We start from the raw sequence: 16,719 nt of genomic DNA on the forward strand, positions 1-16,719 counted from the left end.
CCCCACTTCCGAAGCGTGGTGGTGCGCACTTGTGGAGCGTCGTGGTGCGCCGCCGTGCTCAGTCGGCGTCCTTCTCGGCGATGACCGGGAAGCGTTTCGGGGCCAGTACGAGCAGTACGAGCAGGGCCAGTGCCGCCGCGACCGCCGCGCCCAGATAGACCCGGTCCACCGCCGCGTCCACCGCACGGCGCAGATACTCCGCGGCCTCGGCGGTGAGCGCGGCCGGGTTCTCCAGGGCGGTCGAGACCGAGTCCAGATCGCGGGGGAGTCCGGGCGAGGGCGGATCGGCGAGACGGGAGGCGAGCACGCTGTTGGCGACCGCGCCGAACACCGCGGCGCCCACGCTCTGTCCGACCTGGCGGCAGAAGAGGATGGACGCGGTCGCCGTCCCCCGCTCCGACCAGCCGACCGTCGCCTGCACCCCGATGATCAGCGGGAGTTGGAAGAGTCCGAGCGCGCCGCCGAGCAGCAGCATGATCAGCGCCGGCTGCCAGGGCTGCCCGGGGAACGGGAGCAGGGGGAAGGCGAGCAGGATCAGCAGCGCGAGGAAGATCCCGATGACGGCGGTCTGCCGGAAACCGACGCGGTTGTAGACGCGGTTGGACAGGGCGGCGCTGACCGGCCAGCTCAGGGTCATCGCGGAGAGTACGAAACCGGCGGCGATCGGCCCGAGGCCGAGCACGGACTGCGCGTACGTCGGGAGGAAGACGGTCGGGGCGACCATCAGCAGTCCGAGTGCGCCGAGCGCCAGATTGACGGCCGCGATGGTACGGCGGCGCCAGACCCAGCCGGGGATGATCGGTTCCGCCGCTCGCCGTTCGATGACGACCGTGACGGCGGCGAGGACGGCGCTGCCGCCGAGGAAGGCGAAGGAGGGCGCGGAGAGCCAGGGCCAGGCGACGCCGCCCTGTACGAGCGCGGTGAGCAGGAGCGCGCCGGTGGCGAAGACGGCGAGCGCGCCCGCCCAGTCGACCCGGTGCCGGAGCGCGGTGCCGGTGCGCGCCGCCGGGGACGCCGGTGCCGCCGGTGCCGTACGGCCCGGTTCGCGCAGGTAGGTGACTACCAGCCAGAGCGCCACCACACCCACCGGCAGATTGACGAGGAAGATCCAGCGCCAGTCCGCGTATCCCGCGAGCAGTCCGCCCAGGGCCGGTCCCGCCACCGAGGAGGTGGCCCAGACCGTGGACAGCTTGGCCTGGATCCTGGGCCGTTCCTTGAGCGGGTAGAGATCGGCGGCGATGGTCTGCACCGTGCCCTGGAGCGCCCCGCCGCCGAGGCCCTGGACGACACGGAAGGCGATCAGGGAGGCCATGCTCCACGCGGTGGCGCAGAGCAGTGAGCCGACGAGGAAGAGCACGATGCCCGCGATCAGTACGGGCCTGCGGCCGAAGGTGTCGGAGAGCTTTCCGTACACCGGCAGTGTGACCGTCACGGCGAGCAGATAGCCGGAGAACAGCCAGGAGAAGACGGAGAATCCGCCGAGGTCGCCGACGATCTGCGGGACGGCCGTGGAGACGACGGTGCCGTCGAGCGCGGCGAGCGCCATGCCCAGCATCAGGGCGGCGACCACCGGCCCTCTGCCGCGCTCACGCGGTCGGGACGGCCCTTCTGAGGCCGGTGCTGACAGCGGTCCTGACGCCAGTCCTGACACCGGTCCGGGCCTCGGTCCTGACGCCAGTTCTGACGCCGGTCCTGACGTCGGTCCTGACGCCAGTTCTGACGTCGGTCCTGACGTCGGTCCTGACGACGGTCCGGACGGCGGCGGCCCTGACCGCGGGGTCGGGTTCGGCCCCGGCGGCGGACCGGCGTCCGCCGACGGGGCTTCGGGTATCGCTTCGGTACGTCCGGTGTCCTCGGTACTGTCGCCGGCGCCGCTCACGGGATCCCGATTCCTTCCCTATGCATGTATCTCGTCGGGAGACACCTTCTCACCCGCACCTCTCGCGGCGGGAGGGCGCGGCCCGTTCCCCGGCCCGCCCCGGAACCCGCCCCCGCCGTCCACGTCGCCCCGGCGGCGCCGTCCACCTCACCCCTGACCCGCCGTCTACGCCGTCTCCACCCAGGGGCTCCGTCCGGGGGTGGAGACCCTTAGGGGGTTCTCCTTACTTCTGTCCAGGGGCGGTTCGTCCCGGTGGAGGACGAGAACTCCGGTCCCCTTTCCTTACCTTGGTCTTACGCGACGGAGAGCGCGAGAGCGCACGAGGGGGGCTCTCCGTAGCGCGGGGGTGGGGAAAACCCCAGGCGAAGACTGCGCTGAGCACCAGCGCGCCGGGGCCCCGGAACCAACAGACTCGGAGCACGACCTCACCGGGTATCCATCGGTGAACCAATCGACCACATCGGCATAGCACCGCTATCACTTGTCGATCGACCGACTTAGGAGACATACCGTGACAACGGCTGTAACGATCCCCAAGCACGGGGGCACGGGAGGGCGTACGGCCGTCGCGGCGCGAGCGCGGCAGGTCGTCAAGGCGTACGGCTCGGGCGAGACCCGGGTCGTCGCGCTGGACCATGTCGATGTGGACATCGCCCGCGGGCAGTTCACCGCGATCATGGGCCCGTCCGGCTCCGGCAAGTCGACGCTGATGCACTGCCTCGCCGGTCTGGACACCGTGACCTCAGGCGAGATCCATCTCGACGAGACCGAGATCACCAAGCTCAAGGACAAGCACCTCACCCAGCTCCGCCGGGACCGGATCGGCTTCATCTTCCAGGCGTTCAATCTGCTGCCGACGCTCAACGCCCTGGAGAACATCACGCTTCCCATGGACATCGCCGGCCGTAAGCCGGACGGCCCGTGGCTCCAGCGGGTGGTGGAGACGGTGGGCCTCGCCGACCGTCTCAAGCACCGGCCGACCCAGCTCTCGGGCGGCCAGCAGCAGCGCGTCGCGGTGGCCAGAGCGCTCGCCGCCCGTCCCGAGATCATCTTCGGTGACGAGCCGACGGGGAATCTGGACTCGCGGGCCGGCGCCGAGGTGCTGGGCTTTCTGCGCAGGTCCGTCGACGAGCTGGGCCAGACGATCGTGATGGTCACCCATGACCCGGTGGCCGCCTCCTACGCGGACCGCGTGCTGTATCTCGCGGACGGCAGGATCGTCGACGAGATGTTCCGGCCGACCGCCGAGGCCGTGCTCGACCGTATGAAGGACTTCGACGCCCGGGGACGTACGTCATGACCGTCCTCAGAACCTCGATGCGCAACTTCCTCGCGCACAAGGGACGGATGGCGCTCTCCGCCGTCGCGGTCCTGCTCTCGGTCGCCTTCGTCTCGGGCACGCTCGTGTTCACGGACACGATGAACACGACGTTCGACAAGCTCTTCGCCGCGACCTCCTCGGATGTCACGGTGAGCCCCAAGGCCGCCAAGAGCGGCGGCGAGATATCGCAGACCGGCAGGCCCGAGACGCTGCCCGCCTCCCTCGTGGAGACCGTGCGGAAGGCGGACGGGGTCAAGTCCGTCGAGGGCGCGGTCATGAGCACGAGCGTGACCGTCGTCGACGCCGACAACAAGAACGTGGGCGCGACCAGCGGCGCTCCGACGATCGCCGGCAACTGGACGCGTAACGACCTCCGTTCGATGGAGATCACCTCCGGCCATGCCCCGCGCGGCCCCACCGAGGTGATGGTCGACGCGGACACCGCGGAGAAGCACCGTCTCGCGATCGGCGACGAGCTGCGCACGATCGCGGTCACCGGCGACTTCACGGCGAAGATCTCCGGGATCGCCACCTTCACCGTCACCAACCCGGGCGCGGCCGTCCTCTACTTCGACACGGCGACCGCCCAGCGTGAACTGCTCGGCGGCACCGGCCGGTTCACCCATGTCAATGTCACCGCCGAGCCGGGTGTCAGCGACGATGTCCTCAAGCGGGACGTGGCCGCGGTGCTCGCCGGCGGACCGTACAAGCTCCAGACACAGCAGGAGGCCGCGGACGCCAACCGCGCGGACGTCGGCTCGTTCCTCGATGTGATGAAGTACGCGATGCTCGGCTTCGCCGGGATCGCCTTCCTCGTCGGGATCTTCCTGATCGTCAACACCTTCTCGATGCTGGTCGCCCAGCGGACCCGGGAAATCGGTTTGATGCGGGCGCTGGGCTCCAGCCGTAAGCAGGTCAACCGGTCGGTGCTGCTGGAGGCCGTGCTGCTCGGGATCATCGGCTCGGTCGCCGGGGTCGCCGCCGGGGTGGGGCTCGCGGTCGGGCTGATGAAGCTGATGGCCTCCATGGGGATGGAGCTGTCCACCCAGGATCTGACCGTGAAGTGGACGACCCCGGTGGTCGGGCTGGTGCTCGGTGTCGTGGTCACGGTCGTCTCGGCGTATGTGCCGGCCCGGCGCGCCGGGAAGATCTCCCCGATGGCCGCGCTGCGCGAGGCGGGTACGCCCGCCGACGGACGCGCCGGCTGGATCAGGGCGGTCGTCGGACTGGTGCTCACGGGGGCCGGCGCCGCCGCGCTGCTCGTCTCGACACGGGCCGAGGAGGCGGGCGAGGGTTCGCTCTTCCTCGGTGTGGGCGTGGTGTTCACGCTGATCGGGTTCGTCGTCATCGGTCCGCTGCTGGCGGGCGGAGTGGTCCGGGTGCTGAGCGCGTTCGTCCTGCGGATGTTCGGCCCGGTCGGACGGATGGCGGAGCGCAACGCGCTGCGCAACCCCCGGCGTACGGGGGCGACGGGCGCCGCCCTGATGATCGGGCTCGCGCTGGTGGCCTGTCTGTCGGTGGTGGGTTCCTCGATGGTCGCCTCGGCCACGGACGAACTGGACAAGTCGGTCGGCGCGGACTTCATCGTCCAGTCGGACAACGGCCAGCCGATCATGCCGCAGGCCCAGGCGGCGCTGGAGAAGGCGCCGGACATCGAGCATGTCACCGAGTACAAGTGGGTCGACGTCAAGCTGACCTCCCCGGACGGGAAGACCGACGAGGTGGGGCTGGCCGCCGCGGACCCGACGTACGCGCAGGACCTGCGCCGCGAGACCACCGCCGGTGAACTGTCCGGGGCGTACGGCAAGGACGCCATGTCGGTCGGCGACGCGTACGCCACGGAGCACGGGGTGAAGGTCGGCGACGAGATGTCGGTCGTCTTTCCCGGCGGGAGGACCGGAAAGCTGAAGGTCGCGGCGATCACCTCGGACGACACGAGCATCGACAAGGGCGCGATGTACGCCAACATCACGACCGTCGAGGAGTATGTCCCGGCCGACAGGATGCCCAAGAACATGATCATGTTCGCGGCGGCCGTGGACGGCAAGGAGAAGGAGGCGTACGCGGCCCTCAAGGACTCGCTCGCCGCCTATCCGCAGTACACCGTGCAGAACCAGACCGACTTCAAGCAGGACCTCAAGGACCAGATCGGCCAGCTCCTCAACATCGTCTACGGGCTGCTGGCGCTGGCGATCATCGTCGCGGTGCTGGGTGTGGTGAACACCCTGGCCCTGTCGGTGGTGGAGCGCACCCGTGAGATCGGTCTGCTGCGGGCGATCGGCCTCTCCCGCCGCCAGCTCCGCCGCATGATCCGCCTGGAGTCGGTGGTCATCGCCCTCTTCGGCGCCCTGCTCGGCCTGGGCCTGGGCATGGGCTGGGGCACGGCGGCCCAGAAGCTGCTGGCCCTGGAGGGCCTCGGCGTCCTGGAGATCCCCTGGCCGACGATCCTGACGGTCTTCGTCGCCTCGGCCTTCGTGGGCCTCTTCGCGGCCCTGGTCCCGGCGTTCCGCGCGGGCCGGATGAACGTATTGAACGCGATCGCCACGGAATAGGGCGAGCGGGGACGATAAGGTGAACCGCACGGCCTCGGTGGGTGTCCTCCAACACCCACCGGGGCCACGGTCGTGCCGGTACGTCTCGGGCGTACCCGGTCTCCGCGCGTCAGCCCCGGTCGCCGCGGGCCGTGCGAAAACCTGTGCGAGCACAGGCCGGGTGGCGTCAGGATGGCTCGTATGTTCATCGAGCACCATCATCCCGGCATGGCTGAAGTCCCCGCTGCGACCGCCCATCAGCGACACGGCCACCGAGCGGGCGGCGGGCGACGCCTCGGAAGCCGTGCCGGGTCGCCGATCGACCCCGTGTGGCGTGCGACGGTGGAAGCCGAGATCGCGCGGCATGAGTGGGAGACGTGCGCGTGCGGCTGCGGACGTTCGGCAGGCCATCTCGTCGTCACTCTGTGGGATGCGGCCGAGGGACATCCGGCCGCGTTTCGTTCGCTGGACAACCACATTTTCATCCAGTCGAATCTTCAGCCCCCCGCCCCGGCGGTGTGCGCGGTGCTGATGGCGATGTGGTCCGCGAGCCCGCCACGTCCGGCGGTTCGCGAGGGACTGCTGTGGGCGCTCTCCGCCGTTCTGGGCTCGGAGGACGACACACTTCCGGAGGACCCCGGCCTGTACGGCGCGTGTGCCGCGCTCATTCGTCCGGGCCTTGATCTCGCGCGCCGTGAGCGGGCGGCGGATCCGGACTCCCCGGCCGCCGCGTACGCCGAGGACATCCTGGAGGTCCTGGGACAGGGCATGTGATTGCTCGCCGGTGTCCAGCGGCGGGCACCGGTCTCAGGGGCGAGCGAGCCCCTGGTGACCGGTTGACGCGTCTCGCGGGCCCCCGGCCCGCCGTCCCGTCCCCCCGGGTCCGTGGGGCGTCGTACGCTGGAGAACCCCCGGCCCGTGCGACGTGTCGGGTCCTTCGCGTTGCCCACCGCCTGGATGGAACCCCTTCATGAGCCTGCACGGTCTGCTCGACGCCGTTGTACGTGATCCGGCGCTCGCGGAAGCGGTGAAGGCCGCCACCGCCGGTCACCGTACGCATGTCGACCTGGTCGGACCGCCCGCCGCGCGGCCCTTCGCCGTGGCCGCGCTGGCGCGCGAGGCCGGGCGGCCCGTGCTGGCCGTGACCGCCACCGGGCGGGAGGCCGAGGATCTCGCGGCGGCCCTGCGGTCCCTGCTGGACCCGGACACCGTCGTGGAGTACCCCTCCTGGGAGACCCTGCCGCACGAGCGGCTCTCCCCGCGCTCCGACACCGTGGGCCGCCGGCTCGCCGTGCTGCGCCGGCTCGCGCACCCCGCGAAGGACGACCCGACGGCCGGCCCGGTCAGCGTGGTGGTCTCGCCCGTACGGTCGGTGCTCCAGCCGCAGGTCAAGGGGCTCGGCGAGCTGGTACCCGTGGCGCTGCGCTCCGGGCAGAGCGCCGATCTGAACGAGGTGACGGAGGCGCTGGCGGCAGCCGCGTACGCCCGCGTCGAGCTGGTCGAGAAGCGCGGCGAGTTCGCGGTGCGCGGCGGCATCCTGGATGTCTTCCCGCCCACCGAGGAGCACCCCCTGCGGGTGGAGTTCTGGGGCGACGACGTCGAGGAGATCCGCTACTTCAAGGTCGCCGACCAGCGCTCCCTGGAGGTCGCCGAGCACGGACTGTGGGCGCCGCCCTGCCGTGAGCTGCTGCTCACACCGCAGGTACGGGAGCGGGCCGCCGCGCTCGCCGAGGACCACCCCGAGCTGGGCGAACTGCTCGGCAAGATCGCGGAGGGGATCGCGGTCGAGGGCATGGAGTCCCTCGCGCCCGTCCTCGTGGACGACATGGAGCTGCTCCTCGACGTGCTGCCGGCGGGCGCGATGACCCTGGTCTGCGACCCCGAGCGGGTCAGGACCAGGGCCGCGGACCTGGTGGCGACCAGCCAGGAGTTCCTCCAGGCGTCCTGGGCCGCCACCGCGGGCGGCGGCGAGGCTCCCATCGATGTCGGCGCGGCCTCCCTGTGGGGCATCGCGGACGTCCGGGAGCGGGCGCGCGAGCTGGGCATGATGTGGTGGTCCGTCTCCCCGTTCGCCGTCGACGAGGAGCTGGAGTACGCGTCGGGGGACGGCGAGACCATCACGCTCGGGATGCGCGCTCCCGAGACGTACCGCGGCGACACCGCCCGCGCCCTCGCCGATACCAAGGGCTGGCTCGCCGAGGGCTGGCGCACCGTGTTCGTCACGGAGGGGCACGGCACGGCCTCCCGTACGGTCGAGGTGCTGAGCGGCGAGGGCATCCCGGCCCGGCTCGACACCCCCGGCACACGCGGCGCCCGCGGACTGACCGACATCACGCCGTCCGTCGTCCATGTCGCCTGCGGCTCGATCGACTACGGATTCGTCGATCCGGATCTCAGACTGGCCGTGCTCACCGAGACCGATCTCTCCGGCCAGAAGGCGGCCGGCAAGGACGGCGCCCGGATGCCGGCCAAGCGCCGCAAGACCATCGACCCGCTCACCCTGGAGGCGGGCGACTACATCGTGCACGAGCAGCACGGCGTGGGCCGCTATGTGGAGATGGTGCAGCGCACGGTGCAGGGCGCGACCCGCGAGTATCTGCTCGTCGAGTACGCCCCGGCCAAGCGCGGCCAGCCGGGCGACCGCCTCTACATCCCCACCGACCAGCTCGAACAGGTCACGAAGTACGTCGGCGGCGAGGCCCCGACGCTGCACCGCCTCGGCGGCGCGGACTGGACGAAGACCAAGCAGCGCGCCAAGAAGGCCGTCAAGGAGATCGCCGCCGATCTGATCAAGCTCTACTCGGCGCGGATGGCGGCCCCCGGCCATGCCTTCGGCCCCGACACGCCCTGGCAGCGGGAGCTGGAGGACGCCTTCCCCTATGTGGAGACGCCCGACCAGCTCTCCACCATCGCCGAGGTCAAGGAGGACATGGAGAAGACGGTCCCGATGGACCGGCTGATCTGCGGCGACGTCGGCTACGGCAAGACGGAGATCGCCGTGCGGGCGGCCTTCAAGGCGGTCCAGGACGGCAAGCAGGTCGCGGTCCTGGTGCCGACGACGCTGCTGGTGCAGCAGCACTTCGGTACGTTCTCCGAGCGGTACGCGCAGTTCCCCGTCTCCGTGAAGGCGCTGTCCCGCTTCCAGTCCGACGCGGAGGCGAAGGCCACGCTCCAGGGGCTGCGGGAGGGCGCGGTCGACGTCGTCATCGGGACGCACCGGCTCTTCTCGTCCGAGACCAAGTTCAAGGATCTGGGCCTGGTCATCGTGGACGAGGAGCAGCGCTTCGGCGTGGAGCACAAGGAGCAGCTCAAGAAGCTCCGCGCCAATGTCGACGTGCTCACCATGTCCGCGACGCCCATTCCCCGTACGTTGGAGATGGCCGTCACCGGTATCCGCGAGATGTCGACGATCACGACCCCGCCGGAGGAGCGGCATCCGGTGCTGACGTTCGTCGGACCGTACGAGGAGAAGCAGATCGGCGCGGCCGTGCGGCGCGAGCTGCTGCGCGAGGGCCAGGTCTTCTACATCCACAACCGGGTGGAGTCGATCGACCGGGCCGCGGCCCGGCTGCGCGAGATCGTGCCGGAGGCGCGGATCGCGACGGCGCACGGGCAGATGGGCGAGAGCGCGCTGGAGCAGGTGGTGGTGGACTTCTGGGAGAAGAGGTTCGACGTCCTGGTCTCCACGACGATCGTCGAGTCCGGTATCGACATCTCGAACGCCAACACCCTGATCGTGGAGCGCGGTGACAACTTCGGGCTCTCGCAGCTCCATCAGCTCCGGGGCCGGGTCGGCCGCGGGCGGGAGCGCGGATACTCGTACTTCCTGTATCCGCCGGAGAAGCCGCTGACCGAGACCGCGCACGAGCGGCTCGCGACGATCGCCCAGCACACGGAGATGGGCGCCGGCATGTATGTCGCCATGAAGGACCTGGAGATCCGCGGCGCGGGCAATCTCCTCGGCGGCGAGCAGTCCGGCCATATCGCGGGCGTCGGCTTCGATCTGTATGTACGGATGGTGGGCGAGGCGGTCGCCGACTACCGGGCGTCCCTGGACGGCGGGGTGGAGGAGGAGCCGCCGCTGGAGGTCAAGATCGAGCTCCCGGTCGACGCGCACGTCCCGCACGACTACGCGCCGGGCGAGCGGCTGAGGCTCCAGGCGTACCGGGCGATCGCCTCCGCCAACACGGAGGCGGACATCACGGCCGTCCGCGAGGAGCTGACCGACCGCTACGGCAAGCTCCCGGAGCCGGTGGAGAATCTGCTGCTCGTCGCGGGCCTGCGGATGCTCGCGCGGGCGTGCGGCGTCGGCGAGATCGTGCTCCAGGGGCCGAACATCCGCTTCGCCCCGGTGGAGCTGAGGGAGTCGCAGGAGCTCCGTCTGAAGCGGCTGCACCCCCGTACGGTCATCAAGCCGGCCGTCCACCAGATCCTGGTCCCCCGCCCGACCACGGGCAAGATCGGCGGAAAGCCGGTGGTGGGACGCGAACTGCTGGCGTGGACGGGCGAGTTCCTCACCACGATCCTGGGCTCCTAGAGCCGCTTCCGGTACGGGGCCCGGCACCTCTCCGGTGGGGGCCCTGGCGCCTCTTCGGTACGGGCCCGGCGCCTCTTCGGTACGGGCCCGGCACCGCTTCCGGTACGGGCCTGGCGCCTCTTCCGGTACGGGTGCGTGCGGCGGTCGGCCGTCGCTGCGCGCGCTCCGTACCGGGGGAGGACGCAACATTCCACCGCTGGTCGCCTTCTCGACACCTTCAGTTTGCCGTGACCGCCTTGAGTGCCAGGATCCCGTTCAGTGGGGCAACGGCTGAATCACCGGGGCGTACACGCTTGCTCTCTGTGCCCCGTCGAGTTGCCTCGACCGCACCAGATGGGCAACAGAACATATGAAGCAGGTCGAAACGACCACGGACGAGCGTCACATACCGCAACCCCTGATGGTCGAGGCCGGCAGCCTCTCCGCCGAACGGGAGCGGTCCGACGGGCCCTCGGGGCCCGCGGCGTCACCGGCCGGGCGGCGCGGGACGAGGCTCTATGTGATCGACGGGCTGCGCCTTGTGGCGGCCCTGCTGGTGGTGCTGCACCACTATGTGGGCACGGCCCGCGCCGACCGGCCCGACAACCTCATCTGGGGCCGGCCGGTCTCGGAGATCTTCCCGGATCTCTCCGCGGTCGCCGCCTACGGCTGGCTGGGTGTCGAACTCTTCTTCGTCATCAGCGGTTTCGTCATCTGCATGTCGTCGTGGGGGCGGCGGCCGAGGGACTTCTTCGTCTCCCGGGTGATCCGCCTCTACCCGGGCTACTGGTTCGCGGTGCTGTTCACCACGGCGGTCCTGACCGCACTCCCCGGCGTCTTCCCGCCGCTGAAGCCCACGCAGTGGATGCTCAACCTGTCCATGCTCCAGAAGGGCATGGGGGTGCCGGACGTCGACGGTGTCTACTGGACGCTCTGGTCCGAACTCCGCTTCTACCTGATCTTCCTGCTGGTGGTGGCCACCGGTCTGACCTACCGCAAGGTGGTCGTCTTCTGCTGTGTCTGGGGCGCCACCGCGGTGCTCGCGGGGAAGTCCGGGATCCCTCTGCTGATCACGCTCGCCAACCCCGACGCCGCGTGGTTCTTCATCGCCGGACTGGCCCTCTATCTGATGCACCGCTTCGGCCAGGATCTGCTGCTGTGGTGCATCCTGGGCATGTCCTGGCTGATGTCGCAGAACGAGATCCTGCGCCGGGTCAGATTCGAGGACGTGTCGACCTGGAAGGGCTCGCTGATCCTCTACACGCTCTTCCTGATCTTCATGGCGGGCGTCGCGCTGGGCCTGACCGACAGGATCCGGTGGAAGTGGCTCACCACGGCGGGCGCCCTGACGTATCCGCTCTATCTGATGCATTACGCGGCCGGCGTCGCGGTGATCCACCACCTGCGCGACCGCGTCGACGCGCGGTTGCTGGTGGCCGGGCTGATCGCCGGGATGCTGGTGCTGAGCTGGCTCGTCCACCGGTTCGTCGAGCGGCCCTTGGCCAAGTTCCTGAAGAAGGGACTGACCGGGGCGTTCTCCCGGCTGGGCAGCCCACCCGAGCGCGCCACCCGGGGCTGAGCCGCGCGCCGCGTACGAAGCGGGGCCGCGCGTCGCGTATGGAGCGGGGCCGTGCGCCACGGACGAAGCGGGGCGGGGCCGCTGACGACTGCCGCACCGGGCGGCGGTGTCCGTGAGACGGTGTCTCCTGCGGATCAGGCGGATCAGGCGGATCGTGCCGGAACTCTGCGGCCGGCAGAGCCGGTTGGCGGGAAGGCGGGCAAAGTGCGGGGTCGCGGAGTGCGTGCGTCTCGTGGACGGGCAGCCGGCGGTGTCGTGCTGCTGCTCGGGGTGGTGCTGGCGGGCTGCGACGGGGAACTGGGAGTGGACCCGTCGTCCACGGGCACCTCGGCACCGGGGGCACCGGGCGGCGGGAGCGGGGCCGGGCCGCTCGGGAATCCGGACGGTACGGAGCCGGGGCTCGCGCCGGTCGTGTCCGAGTCCGACCGGCGGACCGCGCGGCAGCTCATCGAGACCGTGCGCACCGCCGGTCGCGGGCCCAGGACGGGGTACGAGCGGGACAAGTTCGGCTACGCCTGGATGGACACGGCGGACGGGGTGCCCCTGGCGCGGAACGGCTGCGACACCAGGAACGACCTCCTGGCCAGGGACGGACAGGAGGTCCGGCTCCGCTCCGGGTCCGACTGTGTCGTGGTGTCGATGACGCTGAGCGACCCGTACACCGGCAAGGACATCGACTGGAAGAAGCAGAAGGCGACGGCCGTCCAGATAGACCACATGGTGCCGCTCTCGTACGCCTGGCAGCTGGGCGCCGCCCGGTGGAACGAGGAGAAGCGCGAGCGGATCGCCAACGATCTTATGTTGGCGGCGTAGGTGTCTCACGGTGATGTGTCTCAGGGACGGGGTATGCGTTCCGCCAAGCTGTGTCTCACGGGTGACATGTTCCGGCTCGGTGGGTGGATGAGCCGGTGGAAGGGCGGGGAGATGACGAGGCGCGCGAAATGGGCTGCTCGTGGGGCGGCCGCCGGCTGTGTGGTGGTGACGCTTGGATCGTCGCTGGCAGGGTGCAAGGCGAGTGATCTGCCGGAGGGAACGGGTTCGCCGACGGGCGGTTCGGTGGTGTCGGGGTCGCCGGACGCGCACGGGACCAGCCCTCTCGCAGATCCTGACGGGACCAAGCCGGGGCTGGCCGCGATCTCCTCCCAGAAGGACATGGAGGCGGCGCGTGCACTGATCTCCAAGCTGGCCACCAAGGGGCGCGGCCCGAAGACGGGCTACGAGCGTGAGAAGTTCGGGTATGCCTGGATGGACACGGCGGACGGCGTGCCACTGGCGCACAACGGCTGCGACACCCGAAACGACTTGCTGAAACGCGACGGCCAGAAGGTCACCCTCCGATCCGGGTCGGACTGCGTGGTCGTCTCGATGACTCTGTACGACCCGTACACCGGCAAGGACATCGCCTGGAAGAAGGCGAAGGCCACCGAGGTGCAGATAGACCACGTGGTGCCGTTGTCCTACGGCTGGCAGATGGGGGCTGCCCACTGGAGCAAGGACAAGCGGGAGCGGCTGGCCAACGACGTGCTGAACCTACTGCCGGTCTCGGGTTCTCCCAACGCTTCCAAGGGCGACTCCGGGCCCGCGTCCTGGCTGCCGCCGAACAAGGCGATCCGTTGCTCGTACTCGGTGCGGTTCGCGCAGGTGGCAGTGAAGTACGAGCTCTCTGTGACGTCGGCGGACAAGAGCATGATGCTTCGCCAATGCGGAGGCTGAAGGGGCCGAGAGGCAGGCTGAAGGGACGCTGATGGGGACCAGATAGGTTTTGGTCATGGCTGACGACTGGCGAATGGATCGGATCGGGAGCGCTCTGCGGGGTGAGAACCCCGCTGTACTGAGGCGCTTGACTGCGGGATTCGCAGTGATCGGCGATGTGCAGTTCCTGCCGGGCTACTCAGTGCTTCTCGTGGATGACCCGGGTGTGGAGAGACTGTCGGATCTGCCCAGGGCCAAGAGGCTGTCGTTCTTGTCCGACATGGACCAGCTCGGAGAGGCGGTCGAGCGGGCCTGCGGACGTCTGGACACGGAGTTCCGCCGGGTCAACCTGGAGATCCTGGGCAATACCGAGGGCTTTCTGCACGCGCACGTATGGCCACGATTCACGTGGGAGCCGGCCGACTTGGTGGGGCGGCCGGTTTGGCTCTACGCCCGTGACAGATGGACGGACGAGCAGTTCGCACTCGGTCCGCAGCATGAGCCGCTGCGCGAGGCGATCGGGGACGAGTTGGATCGGCTGCGCGCGGCGAACTGATGAGTACCTGGCGCAAGGGCGTAGTCCGCAGCGGCGCTCTCTACGAGGTCACGACTGTTCCAAAGCCGTCTCGGTGGGCGTCCGGGTTCCTTTGAGCTGCCTGACAACCCGCTCCTGGCCTCCTGCGACCTGAGCTTGCAACCGTCGTGCGTCCGCCTCTAGTTGGGCGTTCCGGAGCGCCAGGATCTGGATCTGATTCGCGTAAGCCGCGACGGTCGATCGCAGCTCCCGGATCTCGACGGCCTTCTCGCTGCGAAGCTCCTGCACAGTTTTCTTGAGCCGGGCGATCTCCTGCCTCAGTTCGTCGGCCTCGGGCCGCTTGGCCTGCGGGGCGCCGAGGACTTCTTTGATCGCCGCCGAGACCGGTGAGCGATAGTACGAGGCCCGGGAGACACCGGCCTCGGCACAGATGTTCACCGCCGAGGTCCGGCCGTCGGTGATCTCGGGGCGCCCGAGCATGAGCTGCTCGAAGGCACGCATGATCCTGCGGTCGATGTCGCTCAGCTCGCTGTTCTCGCGTGTCAGCCGGGCGAAGGCGGCTTGCACGACGGGGAGCGTCTGGTCCGCGGAGTCGGTCATCGTCAGGCGCCCTTGTTGTCGGTGGTGTCGATTTCGGCGATCAGGCGGGTGAGCGTGGCCAGGTGCTCGGTGATGGCGAGCTTCTGGAGGGGCGGGACACCGACTGCGTCCCCGAGCTCGGCCCGCGCCATGTCGCGGGCGCGCTCCAAGCGCGGCGCATGTACCGCTGAGCGCCGGGAGTTGGGGCAGCGCATGCACATGTCGAGCATGGGGACGGGACGCCCCAGGGGTTTCGCGCGCTTGCGGCACACTGCCGTCTCGGCCTGGTAGAAGCAGTCGTTCAGCACGCCTGGGTGGAGTGTCCTGGTCAGGTGGTGCAGCAGCGTCCGGAGCCGGGACGGGCTCGCCACGACGCCGGGCAGGTCGCCGAGTTCGCTGCGGATGCGGTCGAACTCGGCCTCCACTCGTGCGGCGGCCCCACCAGCGGACGGACCACCGTCGTTCCAGTCGTGGTAAAGGTCCTCGACGTAGTCGAGCTTGGCCACAGCTTCCTCGGCGGCGACCTCGTCGGCGAAGCCGGAGGACGAAGTTCCCGCGTACCCCTCGAACATGGTGATCGCGGCATGCTTGTACTGGCGGGCGCCCGCTACCACGCCGAATGGCTGATGGGCGATGTGCCAGGCGAGGGTCCGGCGGAACTGCCGGGTGTCGAAGGCCCAGGGAAGGGCGGTGGATTCCGCCGTGTCATCCGCGCCCGGGTCGGCATTGTCAGGTGCTGCCGTGGCCAAGGGGACGTAGCGCCCCTCCGGAGTGCTGAACAGCTCGTTGAGGTGATCCCGGAAGGCTCGGATGCGCCTGGGCAGGTTGCTCAGCAGTACGTGCCCGTTGCGGCCGCCGCCGTCGTAGCCGAAGAGGTGCCCGGGGTCGTCGTTGACCTCCCGGAGAACGGCGACGGCCTGGTGGACGACTTCAAGGACAACCCACTCGGCTTCTTCTCCGCTGAGCTTGCGTCCTTTTCCCTTGAAGACCCTGCCGCGGATCTTGTACCGGGTCCGCCCGTCGGCCCCCCGTTCGGTGAGCGCACAGTCGCGGCCCAGCTCACGCACCTCTGTGTCCCGCATCCCCGACAGGTAGGCGATAACGATCCAGCACGCGGTGCGCAGGAAGGACAGCTCGTTGGCCAGGCTGAAGGGGCTGAGCCGTGACCGCCATGGCTTGCCCGAGCCTGGCCACTGTGAAAGCCGGGTGTCGAGCCCGCCCTCCTCGTATCCGATGTCCTCCCCGGCCTCGACCATCAGCGCTCGTAGGTGTTCGGCCTTACCGCAGCCGGCGAGGAGAGAGACGAGGGTGTGGTTGGGGGCGTGCACTACTCCGTTGACGGCGACGGCGTGGGGCACGGTGTGGGCGGTCTCGCGAGGAACCGCCGGGATGCCCCGGCCGGTCGCGCGACGTTCGGCGATGAAGGCGAGCACTCGCGCCCGTGCCTGGCCGTGCCCGAGACTCCGGCCCTTGCGGGCTGCTTCGAGTGCGGCGATCTCCCCGTGTGCGGCAAGGATGTCGCCGCTCGCTGTCTCCACGTAGAAGACCGCCGCCCGCAGCAGGGGCGCGAGAACCTCCTCAGGGATGCGGGGAGTGAGGTTTTCGCCCTTGACACGCTGCATTCCGGCGACGCCGTAGGCGCTGCGGCCGTTCCACGGCAGGACGTTCAGCCTGTCCTCGGACAAGAACGGTCCGTGCGCCGAGAGCTGCTTGAGCAGTGTCACGTTACGGACAGCCGTGTGCGGCTTGCTCTTCCACTTCTTCAGCACCGCGTCCAGATGGGTGCGGTTCACGTCGGACAGCCGTGCGGCGCCTGCTTCCCGTAGATCCGCCGCGACGGCGACGAAAACTCGCAACTCTCCAGCCGCCGCCGTGGCCTTGAGCGGCCCCAGGCCGAGCGAACCCCGACGCAGACGGGAGGCGACGTACTCCTTGGCCGTGTGTCGTGTCACCGGATCGAAGATCTGTGTGAAGTCGAGCCGCCACGTTCGCCACGTACGGGGGAGCACGCACCGGAGGTCCCAAGTGTCATCGAGCAGGAGCGGGCCCCGGCTCGGTAGGCCGAGCGTGAGCCGCTCCGGGAGGAC

Annotated in this window: 10 protein-coding genes and 1 pseudogene; 8 read left to right on the forward strand and 3 right to left on the reverse strand. The window is 69.6% G+C overall.

Annotation, left to right across the window (positions count from 1 at the left end; translation table 11 throughout):
- Positions 1-58: 58 nt before the first annotated feature.
- The gene (locus OG214_RS24100) at positions 59-1,555 is read right to left on the reverse strand and encodes an MFS transporter (RefSeq protein WP_405987594.1); all 1,497 of its coding nucleotides are present in this window, start codon (positions 1,553-1,555) and stop codon (positions 59-61) included.
- Positions 1,556-2,390: 835 nt separating this feature from the next.
- Between OG214_RS24100 and OG214_RS24105 the strand changes: the two genes are divergently transcribed.
- The 8 genes and pseudogenes from OG214_RS24105 (at position 2,391) to OG214_RS24140 (ending at position 14,074) form a co-directional block, all read left to right on the forward strand.
- On the forward strand, positions 2,391-3,179 hold the full coding sequence (locus OG214_RS24105) for an ABC transporter ATP-binding protein (RefSeq protein ID WP_365901475.1): 789 nt from the start codon (positions 2,391-2,393) through the stop codon (positions 3,177-3,179).
- Positions 3,176-5,752 carry an ABC transporter permease gene (locus OG214_RS24110; RefSeq protein WP_405985929.1) on the forward strand — a complete coding sequence of 859 codons (2,577 nt, stop codon included), beginning with the start codon at positions 3,176-3,178 and terminating at the stop codon, positions 5,750-5,752. The genes OG214_RS24105 and OG214_RS24110 overlap by 4 nt, the downstream gene beginning before the upstream one ends.
- Positions 5,753-5,959: 207 nt before the next feature.
- Positions 5,960-6,505 carry a hypothetical protein gene (locus tag OG214_RS24115; protein WP_405985930.1) on the forward strand — a complete coding sequence of 182 codons (546 nt, stop codon included), beginning with the start codon at positions 5,960-5,962 and terminating at the stop codon, positions 6,503-6,505.
- A gap of 196 nt (positions 6,506-6,701) precedes the next feature.
- Positions 6,702-10,268, forward strand: a complete 3,567-nt coding sequence (gene mfd / locus OG214_RS24120) for a transcription-repair coupling factor (RefSeq protein WP_405985931.1) — start codon at positions 6,702-6,704, stop codon at positions 10,266-10,268.
- 349 nt (positions 10,269-10,617) lie between these two features.
- Positions 10,618-11,826 (forward strand): acyltransferase family protein, encoded by a 1,209-nt coding sequence (locus tag OG214_RS24125; protein WP_405985932.1) that lies wholly within the window; start codon positions 10,618-10,620, stop codon positions 11,824-11,826.
- Positions 11,827-12,030: 204 nt separating this feature from the next.
- Positions 12,031-12,621: pseudogene (locus OG214_RS24130) on the forward strand (HNH endonuclease family protein); the annotation flags it as partial.
- Between the two features lie 129 nt (positions 12,622-12,750).
- Positions 12,751-13,539 carry an HNH endonuclease family protein gene (locus OG214_RS24135; RefSeq protein ID WP_405987595.1) on the forward strand — a complete coding sequence of 263 codons (789 nt, stop codon included), beginning with the start codon at positions 12,751-12,753 and terminating at the stop codon, positions 13,537-13,539.
- 55 nt (positions 13,540-13,594) lie between these two features.
- Positions 13,595-14,074 (forward strand): diadenosine tetraphosphate hydrolase, encoded by a 480-nt coding sequence (locus tag OG214_RS24140; protein ID WP_363081123.1) that lies wholly within the window; start codon positions 13,595-13,597, stop codon positions 14,072-14,074.
- A gap of 48 nt (positions 14,075-14,122) precedes the next feature.
- Here the strand turns inward: OG214_RS24140 and OG214_RS24145 are convergent, their stop codons facing one another.
- Together OG214_RS24145 and OG214_RS24150 are read right to left on the reverse strand one after the other, a co-directional pair.
- A complete protein-coding gene (locus OG214_RS24145; RefSeq protein ID WP_405985933.1) occupies positions 14,123-14,653 on the reverse strand; it encodes a hypothetical protein in 531 nt (176 codons plus the stop codon).
- A 2-nt stretch (positions 14,654-14,655) separates the two neighbouring features.
- On the reverse strand, positions 14,656-16,584 hold the full coding sequence (locus OG214_RS24150; protein ID WP_363081125.1) for a hypothetical protein: 1,929 nt from the start codon (positions 16,582-16,584) through the stop codon (positions 14,656-14,658).
- Positions 16,585-16,719: the final 135 nt, after the last annotated feature.

Origin of the sequence: Streptomyces sp. NBC_00872 (assembly GCF_045161915.1) — a bacterium.
GTDB lineage: Bacteria > Actinomycetota > Actinomycetes > Streptomycetales > Streptomycetaceae > Streptomyces.